The sequence below is a fragment of the Stenotrophomonas sp. RIT309 genome (assembly GCF_000632045.1).
GTDB lineage: Bacteria > Pseudomonadota > Gammaproteobacteria > Xanthomonadales > Xanthomonadaceae > Stenotrophomonas > Stenotrophomonas indicatrix.
In genome coordinates, this window is record NZ_JFYS01000042.1 from 37314 (window position 1) to 55748 (window position 18435).

The 18435-nt window shown below is 65.0% G+C and carries 25 protein-coding genes; 13 read left to right on the plus strand and 12 right to left on the minus strand.

Going from position 1 to position 18435, the window contains the following annotated elements:
* Window positions 1-83 precede the first annotated feature (83 nt).
* On the minus strand, window positions 84-872 hold the full coding sequence (locus tag BW38_RS02645) for a uroporphyrinogen-III synthase (protein ID WP_032978034.1): 789 nt from the start codon (window positions 870-872) through the stop codon (window positions 84-86).
* A 33-nt stretch (window positions 873-905) separates the two neighbouring features.
* On the opposite strand from BW38_RS02645, the gene BW38_RS02640 reads away from it, so the two are divergent.
* The 5 genes from BW38_RS02640 (at window position 906) to BW38_RS02620 (ending at window position 3996) form a co-directional block, all read left to right on the plus strand.
* On the plus strand, window positions 906-1373 hold the full coding sequence (locus BW38_RS02640) for a YiiD C-terminal domain-containing protein (protein ID WP_032951885.1): 468 nt from the start codon (window positions 906-908) through the stop codon (window positions 1371-1373).
* A 32-nt stretch (window positions 1374-1405) separates the two neighbouring features.
* Window positions 1406-1837, plus strand: a complete 432-nt coding sequence (locus BW38_RS02635; RefSeq protein ID WP_032978037.1) for a hypothetical protein — start codon at window positions 1406-1408, stop codon at window positions 1835-1837.
* Between the two features lie 57 nt (window positions 1838-1894).
* Window positions 1895-2332 carry a rhodanese-like domain-containing protein gene (locus BW38_RS02630; protein WP_025875933.1) on the plus strand — a complete coding sequence of 146 codons (438 nt, stop codon included), beginning with the start codon at window positions 1895-1897 and terminating at the stop codon, window positions 2330-2332.
* Window positions 2333-2431: 99 nt separating this feature from the next.
* The gene (gene secB / locus BW38_RS02625) at window positions 2432-2950 is read left to right on the plus strand and encodes a protein-export chaperone SecB (RefSeq protein WP_025875931.1); all 519 of its coding nucleotides are present in this window, start codon (window positions 2432-2434) and stop codon (window positions 2948-2950) included.
* A 20-nt stretch (window positions 2951-2970) separates the two neighbouring features.
* Window positions 2971-3996, plus strand: a complete 1026-nt coding sequence (locus BW38_RS02620; RefSeq protein WP_032978039.1) for an NAD(P)H-dependent glycerol-3-phosphate dehydrogenase — start codon at window positions 2971-2973, stop codon at window positions 3994-3996.
* 96 nt (window positions 3997-4092) lie between these two features.
* Here the strand turns inward: BW38_RS02620 and BW38_RS02615 are convergent, their stop codons facing one another.
* Window positions 4093-4566 (minus strand): nuclear transport factor 2 family protein, encoded by a 474-nt coding sequence (locus BW38_RS02615; protein ID WP_032978042.1) that lies wholly within the window; start codon window positions 4564-4566, stop codon window positions 4093-4095.
* Between the two features lie 108 nt (window positions 4567-4674).
* Between BW38_RS02615 and BW38_RS02610 the strand changes: the two genes are divergently transcribed.
* Window positions 4675-5352: a hypothetical protein gene (locus BW38_RS02610; protein ID WP_032978044.1), complete on the plus strand. Its 678-nt coding sequence runs from the start codon at window positions 4675-4677 to the stop codon at window positions 5350-5352.
* Window positions 5353-5382: 30 nt separating this feature from the next.
* Here BW38_RS02610 and BW38_RS02605 read toward each other — a convergent pair whose 3' ends face one another.
* The gene (locus tag BW38_RS02605) at window positions 5383-5751 is read right to left on the minus strand and encodes a hypothetical protein (protein WP_025875922.1); all 369 of its coding nucleotides are present in this window, start codon (window positions 5749-5751) and stop codon (window positions 5383-5385) included.
* Window positions 5752-6226: 475 nt separating this feature from the next.
* A complete protein-coding gene (locus BW38_RS22035; RefSeq protein ID WP_199776064.1) occupies window positions 6227-6439 on the minus strand; it encodes a helix-turn-helix domain-containing protein in 213 nt (70 codons plus the stop codon).
* A gap of 364 nt (window positions 6440-6803) precedes the next feature.
* Between BW38_RS22035 and BW38_RS02600 the strand changes: the two genes are divergently transcribed.
* A complete protein-coding gene (locus tag BW38_RS02600) occupies window positions 6804-7247 on the plus strand; it encodes a Rid family hydrolase (protein WP_025875920.1) in 444 nt (147 codons plus the stop codon).
* A 94-nt stretch (window positions 7248-7341) separates the two neighbouring features.
* Here BW38_RS02600 and BW38_RS02595 read toward each other — a convergent pair whose 3' ends face one another.
* The 3 genes from BW38_RS02595 to BW38_RS02585 form a co-directional block, all read right to left on the minus strand.
* Window positions 7342-7818 (minus strand): nuclear transport factor 2 family protein, encoded by a 477-nt coding sequence (locus BW38_RS02595; RefSeq protein ID WP_032978047.1) that lies wholly within the window; start codon window positions 7816-7818, stop codon window positions 7342-7344.
* Between the two features lie 63 nt (window positions 7819-7881).
* Window positions 7882-8451: a TetR/AcrR family transcriptional regulator gene (locus BW38_RS02590; protein ID WP_032978050.1), complete on the minus strand. Its 570-nt coding sequence runs from the start codon at window positions 8449-8451 to the stop codon at window positions 7882-7884.
* A gap of 211 nt (window positions 8452-8662) precedes the next feature.
* On the minus strand, window positions 8663-9433 hold the full coding sequence (locus tag BW38_RS02585) for an SDR family oxidoreductase (RefSeq protein ID WP_032978053.1): 771 nt from the start codon (window positions 9431-9433) through the stop codon (window positions 8663-8665).
* Between BW38_RS02585 and BW38_RS02580 the strand changes: the two genes are divergently transcribed.
* On the plus strand, window positions 9417-10436 hold the full coding sequence (locus BW38_RS02580) for an AraC family transcriptional regulator (protein ID WP_161763267.1): 1020 nt from the start codon (window positions 9417-9419) through the stop codon (window positions 10434-10436). The two genes, BW38_RS02585 and BW38_RS02580, sit on opposite strands and share 17 nt — an antisense overlap.
* Window positions 10437-10439: 3 nt before the next feature.
* Here the strand turns inward: BW38_RS02580 and BW38_RS02575 are convergent, their stop codons facing one another.
* Both BW38_RS02575 and BW38_RS02570 read right to left on the minus strand, forming a co-directional pair.
* Complete coding sequence (locus BW38_RS02575; protein ID WP_032978056.1) at window positions 10440-11426, minus strand: NAD-dependent epimerase/dehydratase family protein; 987 nt, start codon at window positions 11424-11426, stop codon at window positions 10440-10442.
* A gap of 28 nt (window positions 11427-11454) precedes the next feature.
* A complete protein-coding gene (locus BW38_RS02570) occupies window positions 11455-12003 on the minus strand; it encodes a TetR/AcrR family transcriptional regulator (protein ID WP_032978059.1) in 549 nt (182 codons plus the stop codon).
* 301 nt (window positions 12004-12304) lie between these two features.
* Between BW38_RS02570 and BW38_RS21960 the strand changes: the two genes are divergently transcribed.
* On the plus strand, window positions 12305-12469 hold the full coding sequence (locus tag BW38_RS21960; RefSeq protein WP_161763272.1) for a hypothetical protein: 165 nt from the start codon (window positions 12305-12307) through the stop codon (window positions 12467-12469).
* 204 nt (window positions 12470-12673) lie between these two features.
* Window positions 12674-13870 carry an ATP-binding protein gene (locus BW38_RS02565; protein WP_032978062.1) on the plus strand — a complete coding sequence of 399 codons (1197 nt, stop codon included), beginning with the start codon at window positions 12674-12676 and terminating at the stop codon, window positions 13868-13870.
* A gap of 39 nt (window positions 13871-13909) precedes the next feature.
* Here the strand turns inward: BW38_RS02565 and BW38_RS02560 are convergent, their stop codons facing one another.
* Window positions 13910-14608, minus strand: coding sequence for a hypothetical protein (locus tag BW38_RS02560; RefSeq protein ID WP_032978312.1), 699 nt, complete (start codon window positions 14606-14608; stop codon window positions 13910-13912).
* A 156-nt stretch (window positions 14609-14764) separates the two neighbouring features.
* On the minus strand, window positions 14765-15034 hold the full coding sequence (locus tag BW38_RS02555; protein ID WP_025875897.1) for a hypothetical protein: 270 nt from the start codon (window positions 15032-15034) through the stop codon (window positions 14765-14767).
* Between the two features lie 525 nt (window positions 15035-15559).
* Here BW38_RS02555 and BW38_RS02550 point away from each other — a divergent pair.
* The 3 genes from BW38_RS02550 to BW38_RS02540 all read left to right on the plus strand — a co-directional run bounded on the left by BW38_RS02550 (window position 15560) and on the right by BW38_RS02540 (window position 17453).
* Window positions 15560-16132: an Ax21 family protein gene (locus BW38_RS02550; RefSeq protein ID WP_025875896.1), complete on the plus strand. Its 573-nt coding sequence runs from the start codon at window positions 15560-15562 to the stop codon at window positions 16130-16132.
* Between the two features lie 115 nt (window positions 16133-16247).
* On the plus strand, window positions 16248-17015 hold the full coding sequence (locus BW38_RS02545) for a helix-turn-helix domain-containing protein (protein ID WP_032978065.1): 768 nt from the start codon (window positions 16248-16250) through the stop codon (window positions 17013-17015).
* A 69-nt stretch (window positions 17016-17084) separates the two neighbouring features.
* Window positions 17085-17453, plus strand: a complete 369-nt coding sequence (locus BW38_RS02540) for a VOC family protein (RefSeq protein WP_032978068.1) — start codon at window positions 17085-17087, stop codon at window positions 17451-17453.
* 18 nt (window positions 17454-17471) lie between these two features.
* On the opposite strand, the gene BW38_RS02535 is transcribed toward BW38_RS02540, so the two are convergent.
* Window positions 17472-18401 (minus strand): DUF6624 domain-containing protein, encoded by a 930-nt coding sequence (locus BW38_RS02535; RefSeq protein WP_051585134.1) that lies wholly within the window; start codon window positions 18399-18401, stop codon window positions 17472-17474.
* Window positions 18402-18435 lie beyond the last annotated feature (34 nt).

Consider the following 18435-nt stretch of genomic DNA (forward strand, 5'->3'; position numbering starts at 1 on the left):
ATGCCGGAACAGATCCGGCAGGCAGCGTTGTGCACAGCATCACTGTTGCCGACGACACCGGCAAGCCGCTGCCGGGTGCCTGTTCAGGTCGCTGCCGGGCCGGTGAGCGCAGTGTGTGCAGCGGCCATCAACTGAACGCTGGTAGGGCCCTCGCTGCGCACCACCCGGGTGAGCCCCAGGGCCTGCGCCTGCGCGCCCAGCCGGTCGCTGGCGACCAGCGCGATCGCGTTCGCCCGCAGCCGCTGCTGCCAGTGCCCAGGCAGCTGCTGCCAGAAACGCTGCAATGCCTCGCCACTGCTGATGGCCAGCAGCCAAGGCATCGGAGAACGGGCCAAACGCGCCAGCATGCGCCGTGACAAGCGCAGTGGCAGCCGTCGGTAGACATCAGCGCGGGTGATCTGCGCGCCCGCGGCCTGCAACTCAGCGGCAATCAGGCCCCGGCCTCCCGGTGCGGTCACCAGCCCGATCTGCATGCCCCGCACATCGCCCAGCACCGGCATCGCCAGCAGGCCCTCGCTGTCCATCCGCTGGGGCGCATGGACGTCAGCGACGCCATGGGCCAGCAGGGCACGCGCGGTGCCTTCGCCCACCGTCAGCCACGGGCTGCGCTGCGCCGTCGCCAGCGGTAGCAGGCTGGCCGCTGCGGCCACGGCTGCCGGGCTGGTGAACACCACCCGATCGCTGGTCAGCGCCCGTTGTAGTTGCTGGCGCGCGGCGCTGCCCTGCAGACGCTGCAGCCGCCAGGGCGAAAGCGCGACGGTACGGCCTCCCAGCCCTGCTGCGGCATGGCGCAGCGCCGCCTGCTGGCCCTGCGGGCGCAGCGAGATCAGGGTCCAGCCAGTGGGTATCGTATGGTTGGCCATTACCGTCATTATGCGGGCCCTTCGTTGTCGTGGTTGCTGCTGATGGCTGTTGATGCCCTGACCTCTTCGCTGGCTGCCCTGCAGGACGTGCTGGACTGCATGCCGGCGGTCCGCGCGATGCAGATCCGCCTGGATGGCTATGCCGACGGCGTGCTGCGCATCACCGCGCCGCTGGTGGCCAACGTCAATGACAAGGGCAATGCGTTCGGCGGCAGCCTGGCCTCGGTGCTGACCCTGTCCGGCTGGGCGCTGGTCAGCCTGCGCCTGCGCCTGGCTGGCCACGACGCCGAGGTCTACGTGGCCGACAGCAACCTGCGCTACCTGGCACCGGTCTATGAAGACCTGCATGCCCATGCCGAAGCGGCCGGAAGCGGCGCCTGGGAGACCTTCCTGGCCACCTTCCGCCAGCGCGGCAAGGCCCGCATCAGCATTGTCGCCACCCAGCCCGGTGCCGACGGCAAGGCCGCGGCCGAATTCAGCGGTCGCTTCGTTGCCTTCGCCAAAGGGTAGGATGGCAGGCTGACGCCCTGCGGAACCCACCGATGCGCCGCCTCATCCAGATCCTCCTGTGTTCCCTGCTGCTGCTCAGCGCCGCCGCCGGCGCTGCCGCCGACGACCTCAGCCGCAAGCAGCGCAAGCTGCTGGAAGAGACCCAGATCGCCTACGGTGCCACCATCCGCTGGGGCAGCATGGACGACGCCATCGCCTATCTGGACCCGCAGCTGCGCAAGTCCAAGCCGCCGACCGAATTCGAGCTCAACCGCTATGCGCAGCTGCGCGTGTCGTCCTACCGCGAGCGCAGCAGCGCATCGCTGGACGGCGGCCAGGTCGAGCGCCGGGTCGAAATCGGGGTGATCAACCAGAACACCCAGGCCGAGCGCACCGTGGTGGTGACCGAGCGCTGGCGCTGGGATCCGGAAGCCAAGCGCTGGTGGCAGAGTGCGGGCCTGCCGGACCTCTGGCAGGGGCAGTGACGGGGCGCGTCCGGCTTGTGCGACAATCGGCGCCCGCTTAATCGACCCGTGACCTGAGTGAATTACGAAGAGTTGCTGGCCTTCGCAGGCCGAAACCCGATGCTGTCCGCGGCCCTGGTCGGCCTGACCGTGGCCCTCATCGTCACCGAAATCCGCCGCCTGTTCCGGGGCTTCAAGGGCATCAAGCCCGCCGAACTGACCCAGCTGATCAACGCGGGCGGCACGGTGGTGGTTGATCTGTCGCCCAGCGCTGATTTCGAAAAGGGCCACATCGCCGGCAGCCGCAGTGCCCAGGCCAGCGCGTTCGGCCCCGAGCACAAGCTGGTGGCCAACGCCAAGCAGGCCCCGGTGGTACTGGTGTGCCGCAGCGGCAACGCGTCCGAGACCGCCGCCAAGGCGCTGAAGAAGGCCGGCTTCGAGAAGGTCTTCGTGCTCGACGGCGGCATCCCCGCGTGGCAGCAGGCAGAACTGCCGCTGGTCAAGGGCCGCAACTGATAGCAGGCGGTGGCGGATGTGGCCTTGTTTGCGCCCTCCGCCGCCCCCATCGCAGTAATTCGACCATCGTTTTCATTGCATTCACTGGAGTTACTGGAAATGTCCGAAGAGACCACCAACGGCGCTGTCGCGCCGGTCGATGCCGCCACCGGCCCCGCGTTCACCGTCGAGAAGATCTACGTCAAGGACGTTTCTTTCGAGTCGCCGAATGCCCCGTCGATCTTCAACGACCAGGTGCAGCCGGAACTGCAGCTCAACCTGAACCAGCAGGTCCAGCGTCTGGGCGAGAATGCCTTTGAAGTCGTGCTGGCCGTGACCCTGACCTGCCAGGCCGGCGAGCGCACCGCGTACGTGGCCGAAGTGAAGCAGGCTGGCGTGTTCGGCCTGGTCGGCCTGGACCCGCAGTCGATCGACGTGCTCCTCGGCACCCAGTGCCCGAACATCCTGTTCCCGTACGTGCGCCAGCTGGTCAGCGACCTGATCCAGGCCGGCGGCTTCCCGCCGTTCTTCCTGCAGCCGATCAACTTCGAAGGCCTGTACGCAGAAACCCTGCGCCAGCGCCAGGAGCAGGGCGACGCACCGTCGCTGGCTGACTCCGAGCCGGCCGGCAACGCCTGATCCCGGCCGCGACGTCACGGATGAGCACTACCGCTGACAAGGTTGCCGTACTCGGTGCCGGTTCCTGGGGAACCGCGCTGGCGACGCTGCTCGCCCGCCACGGTCGCCAGACCGTGCTGTGGGGGCGCGATGCCGCCGTGGTTGAGGCCATCGACCAGCGCCACGAGAATCCGCGTTACCTGCCGGGTATTCCGTTGCCGGAATCGCTGCGCGCCACCACCGACCTCGCGTCGGCGGTGGAAGGTGCCGCCTGGATCCTGGTGGTGACCCCGTCGCATGCATTCGGTGAAACCGTGCGCGCGCTGGCACCGCTGCGTCCGGCCGGTGCCGGTGTGGCCTGGGCCACCAAGGGCTTCGAGCCCGGCTCTGGCCGCTTCCTGCATGAAGTAGCGCGCGAAGTGCTGGGCGAGGACGTGCCGCTGGCCGTTGTCACCGGGCCGTCGTTCGCCAAGGAAGTCACCCTGGGCCTGCCGACCGCGATCACCGTGCACGGCGACGTGCCGGAGTTCGCGCAGACGGTGGCCGAGGCGATGCACGGTCCGGCGTTCCGCGCCTACACCGGCGACGACATGGTCGGTGCCGAGCTGGGCGGTGCGATGAAGAACGTGCTGGCCGTGGCCACCGGCGTCGCCGACGGCATGCAGCTGGGCCTGAACGCCCGTGCCGGCCTGATCACCCGTGGCCTCAACGAGATGCTGCGCCTGGCGGCAGCGATCGGCGCCAAGCCGGAAACGCTGATGGGCCTGGCGGGGCTGGGCGACCTGGTGCTGACCTGCACCGGTGACCTGTCGCGCAACCGCCGCCTGGGCTTGGCCCTGGGCCGCGGGCAGACGCTGCAGGACGCCATCCGCGAAATTGGTCAGGTGGTCGAGTCGGTGCAGACCGCCGACGAAGTGATGCGACAGGCGCGCCGTCATGGCATCGACCTGCCCATCTCTGACCGCGTGCGCGCCGTGCTGCATGGCGAGCAGACCCCGGAAGAAGGATTGCGTGCGCTGTTGGCACGCGAACAGAAACCGGAGTATCCGGATACGCTGTTCAAGTGAATCGAAAAACCCCGGCCCAGCGCCGGGGTTTTTTTTGTGCATGCGCGAAACCCATCCACGCATGGCGTGGATCTACTGTGGAACCCGTACCGCCCATCACCGCGACTGCGGCGGCGTGTTGGTGTTGTCCATGTCCGAAAAAATCATCCATGGCCCACCCGCCACCCGCTTCAACGTCAGCGTGAACTTCCCGGTATCACCCACGTTGCTGCCGTAGGTGTAGGCACCAATGATGTAACCGGTGGATTCCTCTGCGGCATAGGCCAGCGCACGCAGCCGCAACGGGCTGCTTCCCTGGCCGGCATACGCCGCCTCGATCGCCGCGCGCCCGCGCACGGGCGGCTGGTTGCTCTGCAGGATGAAACCGTCCTCGGCGAACAATCCCGCCAACGCCTTCGCATCACCGGTGCGCCACGCCTGTTCGTAATCGCGCAGCACGCGATCCAGCGCGGCGGGCAGGGGGACATCGGGTAGCGAGATGGATAAGGGCGCAGCGGGCTGTTGCGCAATCACAGGCACGGCCAGCAACAGGCCACTGAGAAGCATCGAGGCAAGTAGTGAACGGCGCATGCGTCTGCATCCTGGCAGTGATGGAAGGCGTGATTGCCAGAGTATCCACCTTGGCTGGCGGGTAGAATCACGCGGTCGCCGGCTGGGCGAATGGACACAGGACAGGGAATGACGTCTCGAATGATGGGAATGGCAGGGCTGGTCGCGTTGCTGGCCGCGTGCACGCAGGCACCGGCACCGGAAGCAGGCACCGCAGCTGCACCCGCCGCTACTGCTGCGCCGACGGAAGCCCCAGCCGCCACGACCACGGTGGTCGAGCACGCACCTTCCGTCGAAGACGGCGTGGACCCGTCGGTGTGGGACAACGAAGGCGAGCCGGAAGGTGAGACCCCCGGCGCCGAACTCACCTGCGCGGACAATCCGCTGGCGACTTATTTCTTCACCCTGGTCGGCGGCAACACCGTGGACGACTGCGGCCGCAAGGACACGAAGGTGCTGGCCGCGTTCGACGCCCTGATGAAGAACACTGTGGCGGCCGAATCGCCCGACAAGAACGTCCCTTCGCTGCGCGAACGCCTGCTGAGCGGTCCCAGCGGGCCTGGCGAACTGATGGTGCTGCAGGGCGAGCCGTGGTGGCTCTACACCGCCTGCCAGGCGCACCAGTGCTCGACCACCGCGCTGGCGATGCTGTATTCGCCGACGCACTCGAAGATGGTCGGCCGCCTTACCGCCCGCTGCAACGTGTGGTGGCTGGGTGAGCCGAACGCAGAGCAGCGCGCGCTGATCGAGCGCGAGCGTCCGGTGGACGAAGCGATGCTGAAGGAAGAAGGCGATTCCTGCGAATGACCGGCGGTAACGCCGGAAGATTCTCCGGCGTTACGCCTCTGGCCGCATCCGCGCGCTGACCTGTGCGGTCAGCGCCAGGCACGCCATCATCAAACCCTCCATCACCCGATCGCCCACGTATTCGTCGTCCGGTCCGTTCTGGCGGACGCGCTCGGCCGCCAGCAGCATTTCCAGCGCGATGCGCAGGCCAGCCAGTGCGCAGTCCGCATCGGCCAGGGCCATGCGGCGGCCGGGCATCTGATGACGCTCCGGCCACGGCTGGCCGTCGGCGGCTGCGCCTTTTCCAATCCGCGTCAGCGTGGCGATGAAAGCTCTGGGATCGATCGCAGATGCTTGTTCTGATGACGCATCGCCAGCTGCGCGATAGGGGTGGGGACGGGGGAATTCCGGTGTGGTCATGGCTGAGGCTCCGTGCAGGACAGACGGTAACCGCCACACAAAGGTGGCGGGCGGAGACGTGGCTCGAAAACCGGGAGATCACGCATAAGTCCGGCAGGCGCAAGGCCTCCACGCTCCGCCCGCCATAGCCGGCAGACGGATTGCCAGCCGGCGCCACGCGGGGTGACGCCGGCCGGCAAGCGTAAACAACGTGTGTGATCTCACGGGTTTTCGATGCCCGGCCATCCTTTTTCGATGGCCCGTCATCTGTACCTCTGTGGCTGCGCAACGCCAATCAGACAAATTGCATTCAACGCTTGATGCAAGACGCGTTCGGCATTCTTGCATGCTGTTAAGCCGCCCCAGACGCCGATGGCGCAAGGGCCCTCAGCGATAGAGGAATATGCGACATGGGTCGTGATTGCCGGCGTAGTTGGCTGAGACGTCAGCGAGGCAATAACGACAGAACGCTGCGATTGGGCGATACAGCGTGGTGCTAGTCGAGCTCTATGAGAAAGCGCGTGGCCATGGCAGATGGCACCACAGACGCCCCGACCCGCTTCAGTTCAACCAGCCCATAGCCTTCCATCATCCGAAGGGTACGAGAAAGGCTTGGAACCTTGCGCCCGCAGTGCTCGGACAGTTCGGTGAGCGACCTGGGTTGAAGTTCGCGCAGCAGCCGCAACAGCCGGCGGTTCTCATCGCTCAATACTGCGGCCAGGGAAGACAGGGTGGAGAAGGCTATCGCCCCCTCCGTAACCTGCGGTGGTGCCGATCTGTCCTTTCGTTCTCCACCGATGACACAACGTCGGAAGGTACTTTGGACTGGCGAACGGCACGTATCGGAATCTGTCATCGGTGCGGGATTGCATTGGGACCGATAGATCATGTCTGGCCGAGCACGCGTTGGATTGAACAAACGGCGCATGGATGGCGCAACCGAAGGCTGTGTCAGCTTCCGGCCAGCCGCAGAAGCACGAGGCTCACGATCACGCTTGCCTCACCCGTTCGGGGCAGGCGGGGACCCGAGCCTGCCGGCAGACTGGCGACCTTATCCTTGGAAGGACAACGCAATGAGTACCTCCAACCGCAAGACGGCCAGCTTCGGCGTGCCGTGGGAATCGGCCTATGGGTATGTACAGGCCGTGCGCGTGAACAATTCGATCTTCGTGTCGGGCCAGCTCTCGCACACGCCGGAGGGACAGCTGGTGGCGCCGGCCGCTCTGGGCGCTGATGGAAAGCCTGCCAACTTCGACACCATGGAAGCGCAGATGAAGCGCACCTACGAGAACGCGCAGGTGTTGTTGGCCGAGCTGGGTGGATCGTTGGCGGATGTGGTTGAGGAAACCCTGTTTGTCATTGATGTGCCTGCGGCGTTCGCCGCCAGCAGCAAGGTCAGGCCTGCCGTCTATGGCCAGCCTGTTCCCCAGGTGGCCAGCAACCTCATCGGGGTTTCCGCGCTCGCCTTCCCCGAACAGTTGATCGAGATCGCGTTCCGCGCTGAAGTGCAGCCGTAGCCGGCCCCCTGAAGCGAAGGAGCACCCCGCGCTGACATGGAAAGCCCGCGGGCGCATTCACGCCCGCAGGCCTTCCTCACGTTGGCTCCGCAACTTACATGCCCAGGTCGGACAGCCCCGGGTGATCATCCGGGCGGCGCCCCAGTGGCCAGTGGAACTTGCGTTCGCTGTCCTTGATGGGCATATCGTTGATGCACGAGAAGCGGCGCTCCATCAGACCATCCGCGCCGAATTCCCAGTTCTCGTTTCCATAGGAGCGGAACCAGTTTCCAGAGTCGTCGCGCCATTCATAGGCGTAGCGCACGGCGATTCGGTTGCCGGTGAATGCCCACAATTCCTTGATCAGGCGGTACTCAAGCTCTTTCTTCCACTTTCGGGCAAGGAACTGCCGGGCTTCCTCGCGGCCGTTGGTGAACTCGGCGCGGTTTCGCCACTGGGTGTCGAGCGAATAGGCAAGCGCCACTTTGTCGGCATCGCGGGAATTCCAGCCATCTTCTGCCAATCGAACCTTCTGGATCGCCGATTCGTGAGTGAACGGGGGAAGGGGGGGACGGGGTGCTTCTGCGGACACGGTGGGGCCTCCAGTGGAAATGGATGAACGGGGTACTGCGGCGGGATTTCGGTTACTGCGGCGTTAGCGCGTGGCTTGCTTCAACAACAACTGCGCAACATCCCTTGCGGTGTCTGCGGCGTCGTAGTCACCCATCACGCGCGATACGGTGATGGCGCCTTCCATCAGAAGCAGCAGCTGCTGCGCCAGAACGGCCGGCTGCGCGATGTTCAGTTGCCCGGTGAGCTCCAGCGTGTAATCGAGCAGTTTCTGCTTGTGGTGCTTGGCGATCCTGCGGATCGGGTCGTGCGAATCGCCGACCTCGCCTGCCGTGTTGATGAAGGCACAGCCGCGATAGCCCTCGGACTTGAACCAACCTTTGAGCACCGTGAACATGCCCAGGATGCGCGCTTCCGGGCTGCCGGCCTTGTCGCATTCCTGCCTGAACCAGTTGAGCCAGCGCACGTCCCGCGCGTTCAATGCGGCTGCGGCAACCTGGTCCTTGTTTTCAAAGTGTCGGTAAATGCTCTTGCGCGCAACGCCAGAGGTCTTCACCAGAAGATCCATGCCGGTCGCATGTATCCCGTTCTGGTAAATCAGCGCCTCCGCCGTGTCCAGGATCTTCAGTCGGGTGTCGGTCGTTGTCTTATCCATGGCGACAAGGTAGAACGATCGTTCTACCTTGTCAACCAGCGATTACACATCAGCTCTGCGGCACAGTTGCCGAAGGCGACCTGCCAGGTAATCCGGACATTTCCACAACCTGTAGCGCCCGGCCGGGCTGACCAATATCTGACTCGGATGGCATGCACACGCCAGCTTCCGCTTTCGGCCAGAAGCTGACATCGCGAGGCCCTCTAGTCGCTTACAGGAGCATTCCTCCTGAGGCCTCAATGCGCTGACCGGTAATCCAATGACTGCCTCCCGCCAGCAGGTTTGCCACGGCCATGCCGATGTCGTCGGGGCGACCCGTACGTCCCATCGCCGTGTGCTGTGCCACGTAGTGGTTCACGGCGGCATCGTCGCGCACTGCACCGCCGAAGAAGTCGGTCTCGGTGGCGCCAGGGGCTACGGCGTTGACCGCGATGCCCCTCGGTCCCAGCTCGAGCGCGAGATAGTGGGTGGCGGTTTCCAGTGCGCTCTTCATTGCTGCGTACACCAAGCTGCCCGCAGCCACGTGGCGGGTCAGGCTGGTGGAGATGTTGATGATGGCGCCGCCATCGGCCAGCTGCGGCGCCAGCAACTGGGTCAGCAGCAGTGGCGCTTTGAAATGCACGCGGTACAGCAGGTCGATGTCATCGCCGCGGATCTCACCGAACGCCGATGGTGCGTGCAGCCCTGCATTGTTCACCAGCTGTTGGAAGTGCGATGCACCCCAGCGCTGCAATTGTGCCCGCACAGCCGATGCGAAGGTCTCCAGTGATCCAACCGCATCCAGATCCAGCGGCAGCATCGCGGCGCGTACGCCATAGGCTTCGATCTGGCGCAGGGTTTCGGCGGCCTGAACCTGCTGATGCTGGTAGGTAATCATCACGTCGCTACCCTGCCTGGCCAAGTGGAGGGCAATGCTGCGGCCAATGCCGCGGCTGCCGCCGGTAACCAGGGCGATGGTGCGCGGAGTGTGTACGCTGTTCATGGTGGCTTTGTCTCGTGAAACGGAGCGTGACATGCTGCGCCCACGGTGCCGTCCGCACTTGCCCAATTGCACACGATCCTTGCCCGATTTCCCTGCTACCTGTGATCGCCAAGCCCCGCTGCGTGCATTAGCGCTGCAGGCGCAGGCGGTGCTGCGCGCACGCAGCCTGGACGCGGAGCCGCTGCTGGAACTTCTGCCCGGCGCTTGGCTGGCGCGTACAGGATCAACGCGCGCTCCGGCCCCGGCTCTGTACCGTCCCGCGGTGGCGGCGGTGCTACAGGGGGCCAAACAGGTATGGGTGGGCGATGCGGTGCTGGAATATCGCGCCGGCGATGCACTACTCACCCGTCAGCCCGTTCCCGCTCGCGGGATGGCCGCCCGGGGCAACCACCAGACGCATTTTCTGGGGCTGGTGGTGGAGTTGGACACCGTCTTGTTGCGACAGTTGCTGAGCCAGTTGGGCAACCCACCTACAGGCCAAGCGCCTCATCCTGCGCCATTCAGTGTGGTAGCGCTGGATTCACCCGTACTGAGCTGTCTGCTGCGTCTGCTGGAGCTGGCCCTCGACACGCCCGACGCCCAGCGGCTGCTGTGGCCTGCCCTGCAGCGTGAGCTGCTGTTTCGTCTGTTGCAGGGTGAAGCAGGGCCAGCACTGCTGGCGATGGCCCAGCCATCTCCCTTGGCACGGCGGATGGCGGGCGCGATTCGCACCCTGCAACGCAGCTTCCGGCAACCGCTTGATGCGGCCGCGCTGGCCAGCCGTGCAGGCATGGGCAGCGCGCTGTTCTATCGGCATTTCCGTGCGGCAACGGGCCTGTCACCGCTGCAGTACCAGAAGCAGCTGCGCCTGATCGAGGCACGTCGCCTGCTGCAGCGGGGCGGCACCAGCATCTCCGCCACCGCGTTCGCCGTGGGCTACGAGAGCCCTTCTCAGTTCAGCCGCGAGTTCAGTCGGCTGTTCGGCCACGCACCGCGCGAGGCTCTCCCGCCGATCGCTCGATGAGTATCAGCCTTGCTCGGCTACTTGGCGCTGCAGCATCGCGATTCCGGCTTCCAGCGTAACCGCCGGACGATAGCGAAGCTCGCTGCGTGCACGGCTGTCATCCAGCGTGACCTCCACCGCTGAAGATGCGAACTCCTGGCGGGTCATTGGCGCACGCAGAGGCAGCCGCAGTCTGCGGAACAGGTCATCCAGTCCGATGAAAACACGCAGCAGCGCACGCGGCACCTGTTTTTCAGGCGGTTGTACGCCATAAGCCAGCAACTGAGCGCCAATCAGACGGCGGAACGGCACGGGCGCACCATCGCAGATGTGGTAGACACGGCCGCCCGCACCGCGCGTCAAGGCGCAGCAGACCGCTTCAGCCAGGTTGTCCACGTGGGTGGACGAGGTGAGGTAGTGCCCGCCGTCGATCCAGGCGAAGCGGCCGCTGCGTACGGCCTGCAGCAAGTAGGGCATAGCGGTCGTGTTGTCGCGGCCCCAGACAAATCTTGGTCGCAGCACCTTCACTGCGAAATGCGGTGTGGACAGCGCGATCGCCACCCTTTCTGCTTCAGCCTTGCTCGCGCCGTAGATGCCTGCTGCGCGCGCCGGATACTGATGGTCCTCGCGCGCCTGATGCAAAGGCGCACCGGTGGTCAGTGCCGATTCGCTGCTCAGCATGATCGCCACCGACACACCCGCAGTGCGGGCGGCCGTCAGCACGTTGCGGGTGCCTTCCACGTTGGTCTGCCACTGGCTGGGTGAAGCATTTCGGTGGTCGGTGTCGGCGGCCGCGTGGATCAGCGCGGCGCAGCCCTCCATCGCCGCAGCGATGCCGGGGTCCAGCAGATCGCCGTGTACCGGCTGGGCGCCCAGCGCCTGTACCACCGCCGCCGCCTGGGGGCTGCGAACCAGCGCACGCACGTGGTGACCGTCTGCACACAGGCGGCGAATCAGATTGCGGCCCACGTAGCCGCTTCCTCCGGTCAGGAAGAGGGTGGAAGAACTCATCAGGGTTACCTCGGGGGAGAGAACGGGTTCAGCGCGGCGGCGTGTCGATCAACGCGCCAATGTCCTGCAGCAGCTGCTGCCGCTGCGCGGCCGGCCATTGCACGTAGTCCAGCGACTCCAGCAGCTTCATACCCTCCAGCGCGAGGTATGCCAGCAACGCGCTGCGTGGGTGCGTGGCCTGCCGCTGGATCTCGGCCAGGATCTGCGCCTGGTTGTGCTGGATGGGCGCGCGCAGCTGTGGATCCTGGGCCATGGCCGCGCACAGCGCCAAGGCCACCGGCTGGAATGCCTCGGGAAAGGGCTGGGCCGCTGCGGCAATACGACCGCGCAGCAGCGCATCCTGGTTGAACCCCTTGGCCGCCTCGCGGTTGAAGGCGTTGTCGCGGGCCACCGCACGTTCGACCACGGCCTGGATGAGACCGGCCTTGGACTGGAAGTCGTAGACCACCGAGGCCTTGCTGACCCCGGCTTCGGCGGCCACCGCATCCAACGTCAGGCGCGCCGCGCCCATCTGGGCGACCACGCGCTCGGCAGCATCAAGGAGCTGCTGCGGATCAATACTTTTGCGACGGCCCATCTCCGGGTCCCATATTTAACCATCCGGTCGATTATAAATGTGGATGCGCTGGTGTAAAGCCCTCTGGGTGGCCTACAGCGCGTCGTAGAGTGCGCCAGCGCCTGCTGCATCCACTGCTGGATGTTCGCTTCGCGCTGCCGGTGGCGCGCTCGACCGGCAGCCGTCAGCTTCACCCGCACCTTGCGCCGGTCGTCGGCTGCCTCCTGCTTGTCCACGTAGCCAGCACCTACAGGACCTTTCAGCAGCTGGGTCACGGCCGCAGTGGAGGTTTCGGTGCCCTCTGTCTTCAACCTGACGTGCGATGGAGCATCAGCAGGAAGAGCAAGCTCCGCGTGAGCGTGCGCAACTGCTGCAGCAGGCGATCATTTCGGGGAACGCCTACTTCGACGAGAACGGCTCGACGGATATCGAGCGGCGCCGCAAGACGGCGCTGTTGTATCGGGCAACGCTGGAAATCAAGCTCTGAACGGTCATCGACGATCGGCGCGACCACGAGACCAAGGAGATGGCCTGACCTGCGCAATGTCTGCATTCGGACAGATCGGTCGTTCACCTCCCGCAGGGGGCCCGGGTGTCCGCCACGACCAAGCCTGAAAAGGCCGCAATCACCCTCGCATCAACCTACACAACGGTTCCATGGGATGATGCGGTGCCCACCGGACGAGCGACCATGCAGAAGCTGACGGACCCCAATCTGCTGGACGACATCGCCGAGATTGGTCGAATCCAGGCCGTGCCGCGAATCCTGGAGACCGTCGCCCACATCACGGGCTCACGATTCACGGCCATTGCCCGCGTGACCCAGACAACCTGGACCGCGTGCGCCACCTTCGACACCCTGGGGTTCGGGCTGGTTCCCGGTGGCCAACTGGTGCTTGAGACCACCATCTGTGACGAGATCAGGCAGTCGGCGACGTCAGTTGTATTTGCGCATGCAAGCGAGCACCCGATTTACTCCCAGCATCACACGCCACGGATCTACGGGCTTGAGAGCTATGCGTCCGTTCCCATCCATCGGCCAGACGGGAGCTTCTTCGGCACGCTCTGCGCGATTGATTCGGCACCGGCCAACTTCGACATAGCCCACGTCCAACGCTCCATGGAACTGCTGGCCGACCTGGTAGGAAGTTACCTCGACAAGGAAGATCGCCTTGTGCGAGCGGAATCTGCGCTCTCCGACGCGCATCGTGTCGCCGACCTGCGCGACCAGTTCATTGCCGTGCTGGGTCATGACCTGCGCAGTCCGCTGCAGGCCATCAGCATCGCCGCAGATGCGCTGGCATGTGAGGCGGGCACTGAGCGCCAGCAACGGATGCTCGCGCACATCACCTCCGGCGTTGCCAGAATGGACGGACTGATCAACGACGTGCTTGATTTCGCCAGGGGACGTCTGGGCGGCGGCATTCCCATCGCGCTGCAGCTGACAAGCACGCTGGAAGAAGACCTGAAGCGGGTTGTGGAAGAGGTGGCAATCGCCACTGGCCGCCAGGACATCAAGGTCCACATAAAGATAGACGACGACGTGGTCTGCGACCCGAGCAGATTGGCACAGCTCCTGGCCAACCTGCTCACCAATGCAGCGGTACACGGAGAGCGCTCGTCCCCGATTACGCTGACCGTCCACTCCGAGCCGGAAATGCTCACGCTCGACGTACACAACGAGGGACACATTCCATCAGCGAGGTTGGACGCGATTTTCAGCCCATTCTCACGTGAAAAGAGTGAGCGTCCGCGGCCGGGTCTCGGCCTCGGCATCTACATTGCGTCGGAGATCGCGCGGTCCCATGGCGGCACGTTGGAGGTGGAGTCCAGTGCGGACGCCGGCACCTTGTTCACGTTCAAGATGCGCAGGCTGGAGCTTCCGTAGCGGTCTGCCGCGACCACGTCCGCAGCCTTCAACCGGGTTTCATTTGCGGGCGTGTCGCGCGTCTTTTTCATCCACGTCCTTCGCAGCCGCGCGACTCTGCGCGAACTCCGGGAACGTTTCTTCGATCGAGTCCTTGTCCGGCAGCACGTAGAACACGCCGCCCTTCTCGAACGTGGGATGCACGATCTGCTCGTAGAACCCGGGCGAGACATTGATGCAGCCGTGGGTGACACGGTTGTCGTCCGGCGTGGCCGATGCCAGTCGTTCGCTGCGCTTCTCTTTCGGGGTGCCCGGGGGAAGCGGGTGCATTGAAACGGCGGAATCGTAGTCCACCCACAGCACGCGTCCGGCGTCCTCGGACGGGCCATAGGCGCCAATGAAGCGACCCGCCGGGGTGGTGCGGTCGTGGCCGGGAATCGCGCTCAGTGCGAGCTTGGCGACGCCGGGTGCCGAGTGATCGCCGATGGCCGAACCAAACAGCGCTGGCGCTGCGCCGCGCAGCTTGCCGTCACCGCCGAAGACCAGGACCTGCGCAGCCGCCTTGTCCATGATCGCGAACGGATAGCCCTGGTTGTCCTTGCTGGCCACGACCCAGCCGGCCAGTTCAATCACCGTATCGGACACTTCCTGGCCCTGCGGAAGTTCATCGGCGGCGGTCGCCGTTTCCGTGGGTGCGTCCTTGGCTTCCTTGGCGTTCCTGGCGCTGGCTGCGCCGGTTCCTGCCAGTGCCAGCGCGATGGCCAGCGTGGCCGATACGGCCCGGCGTGCAGGGAGTGAGTACGTACGAATGGGACGGCTCCTTCGGATGACGACCGAGAGGCTGAAAGACACCAGTGGCCGGTGAAGGCCACTGGTGTCTGGTTCAAGCGTTCATCAAAGTGGGTGGGAGAGCGGTTACCCGCGCGGCTTGCGGCCGGGGACCCTTTCGAGCTGCTGCACGCGGCCTTCGATCTGATCCAGACGCTGGTTGGCCTGCTGTGCAGACTGGTTGGCCGATTCGGCGCTCTGTGCCGCGCCCTGCACCTTCACGTCGAGCTGGTCGAGACGCGAGTTGATCGTTGCAAATTCGTCTTTGTAGGTGGCGCAAGCACCGAGGCTTACGGTAGCAACGATGGCTACGGTGACGGCACGTGCCGCGTTGATTTGCTGCTTGGTCAGGAACATTCCACTCCCTCCTTCGTCTGGGGAGTCTGGAATATAGCGGCGTTTGTTCCCGCCGCTGCGAAGTGCTTTCAGCTGCAGTTGGAAGACGTGGATGGCCTGTGAAGGTCGCGCAATCAGCAATCCTTAACAAGCGGGAACAAGCGAGCTCTGCTGCATCGGTTGATGTCCTTGTGCCACTTCGATCTCTCCAATTCATCAGCCTGAAGCCGACTCATGTCGTTCCTCTCAATGGGCGCAGATGAGCGTGGCGCACAACATCGACGCGCGCACCGCGCTTCCGTGAGTGCAGTCCTCTCGTGCGATCCATGACCGAAGCGGCTTGGCAGGTCGGCGTGCATCCAGCGAGCTACTACACGGCGCATCGAGAGTTCCCTGAACAGGAACCTCATTCATGTACTGGTCAGTTCAATATTCAGGGCCGATTTCATCACCAAACGGATAATTCACACCTGTCGAACGCCTCTCCTCCCTCCCCTCCCGAGGGGCGTTCGACGAAACCAAAATAATGAAAGGTGTATCCCGATGATCAAGAATTCGCTGCTTGCCCTGGGTCTGTTGGCCGCGCTGCCGTTCGCCGCATCGGCTGCCGATGGCCTGTCGTACAACTACGTTGAAGGCGGCTACGTGAACACCGATGCCAAGGGCGGCGACGCTGATGGCTGGGGCGTGAAGGGCTCGGTTGCCGTGCATCCGAACTTCCACATCTTCGGTGATTACAGCAAGCAGGAAACCGACACCTTCAAGAACGATGTCGACCAGTGGCGCATCGGTGCCGGCTACAACTACGGCATCGCACCGAACACCGACCTGGTGGCTCGTGTTGCATACCAGAAGTTCGACATGAAGCACGGCCTGGACTTCAACGGCTACTCCACTGAAGTGGGCGTGCGCACCGCGTTCAACCCGTACCTGGAAGGCTATGCACTGGCCGGTTACGAGGATTACAGCAAGAAGCACGGCATCAACCCGGACGGCGAGTTCTACGGCCGTGTCGGCGCCACCGCCAAGTTCAACCAGAACTGGGGCCTGAGTGGCGAAGTGAAGCTGGCCAAGGCCGGCGACCGCGAGTGGTTCGTGGGCCCGCGCTTCAGCTGGTAACAAACGCCTGTCGTTAGTGCGTGTAACTGGCGTGTGATCTCTCTCCCACACGCCAGCGAAGCCCGGCCTCGTGCCGGGCTTCTCTTTTTCCGGCATTGCTTTGCCACAATGGGGCATGGGCGATCCCTCCACTCCCGCTGGCACCGGCTCGGCCTACCAGGAACACCTGGCGCCTGCGCCGCTGCGTGGCCAGTTCGGCCAGCTCTGGCAGAGCCAGTTGCCTGCTGACGCCAGTGGCAACATCACCGTGCTGCCCGATGGCTGCGTGGACATTCTCTGGCGTGATGGTGCGCTGTTCGTGGTGGGACCGGACCGTACCGCCGCACACCCGCAACTGGCCCCCGGTGCACAGGTGCTGGGCGCGCGGTTCCGGCCTGGGCAGGCATCGTCTGCGCTCGGCATCGACTTGTCCGGCATCGTCGGCCAAGCCGTGCCCCTGATCGAATTCAATGCCCGCTGGGCGACGCAGGCTGCGGCCTGGATCGGTGACGCCGCGCCCGACCAGCGCCTGCAGCGCCTGGCTGACAGCCTGCAGCGGAACATGCCGGCGGCCGTGCTGGACGAACACACACGCCGCGCGCATGCGCTGTTCGCGCACGCTGCCAGAGGCGATGCCAGCATCGACGCACTCGCCGCACAACTGGCCATGAGCCCGCGCACCCTGCGTCGCTTCAGCCAGACGCAGTTCGGTTACGGAGCAAAGTCGCTGGAGCGGATCCTGCGTCTGCAGCGGTTCCTGCGCTGCAGCCAGACCCAACCCGCGCACAGTCTGGCGATGCTGGCCGTGGAGGCTGGCTATGCCGACCAGGCCCACCTCAGCCGCGACGCCCGCGAGCTTGCCGGCCTGACGGCAAGCGCGCTGCGCCAGCAGTGGGGACGTTGATGGCCGTTTCGTTCAAGACCCGGGCCCGACCCTGACCGATGCTGGGCGCTCCAACCACGGAGCCGCACCATGAGCCACGCAGACACCACCGCTGCCGAACGCCGCATCGACAACATCGAATTCAACGTCGCCGACATCGCCCGCAGCAAGCAGTTCTATGGGCAGGTCTTCGGCTGGTCCTTCACCGACTACGGCCCGGCCTATACCGAGTTCGATGACGGCCGCCTCAAAGGTGGATTTGTCGCCGACGAGGCAGTGACGCCCTCAGGAGGCGCGCTGGTCATCGTGTACTGCGTGGACCTTGCCGACGCGCAGCAGCGCATCCTCGCAGCGGGCGGCGAGATCGTGCAGGCCGTGTTTGCCTTTCCCGGCGGCCGTCGCTTCCATTTCCGCGATCTGGACGGGTACGTGCTGGCGGTGTGGAGCAACCAAGGCTGAGCCTTGGTTGCGCAAGTGCTAGCGAACCGGCCTGCCGTACATCTCTGCGAGCGTGGCCTTGTACTGCGCCAGCGGCTGCAGCCCCATCGCCTCGCGGCGCGCGTCCAGGCCTTCCATGTCCTCGGTGGGGCGCAGTTCCATCGCGCCATCACCGGCCTGTGTGAACTGGCTGCCATAGCGCTGCGGTTTACCCTGCGCCAACAGCACGCGATCCGTCAGCAGCGCCAGATCGGCAGGATCAGCCTGACCGGCTTTGGCAGCGCTCTCGATCAGCGGCAACATCTCGGCTTGGAACACGGGATCGTGATCGGCGTGCTGGACCAGCAGCCATGCGGCCTTGGCACCATCACGGCCTGCAAGGGCGTAGGTCGGCCAACCTTTGTCGTCGACCACCGATCTCAGCCAATCGGCGTTGGCCCTGATCACTGGAGCCGCTGCCCTGAAGGCATCGCCGCCGCCAGCGTCAACGGCTGCGTGCTGTGCGGCCTGATCACGCTCGGCGCGGGCCAGCAGTTCCCTACGCAGGGGCGCATCTAGCAACGCGAGGCGTCGCTGGTCCGCGGCCAGCACCCGCTTGCGCATGTCCGGCCACGCCGGGTCGTTGCGCAGCGCATTCAATCCCGGCCGATCCTTGCGCAGCAGGTCTTCGGCCGACAGTCTGCCGCTGGGAAGCAGCGTGGTCACGTGGTCCATCGCTTTTCCTAGGTCACCGGCCGCAGCCGTACATTCGACCAGCAGCAGTTCGCCACCCTCGGGAAAATGGCCTCCACGTTGCAACAGGTCATCCAGCAAGCGCGCACAGCTGCTGAAGTCATCGGCACCGTAGCGCTCAAGTGCGTTGAAGAAAGACCTTTCGTTTGCGGCGTGCACCTGCAGCGGGGAGGCCAGCAGCAACGCCAGCGCTGCAGCAACGGGCAAATGCTTCCATTGCATCGGTGAGTGGACCATCGACTGCTTCCTCCGTGAAGTGCGTGGATGGCGA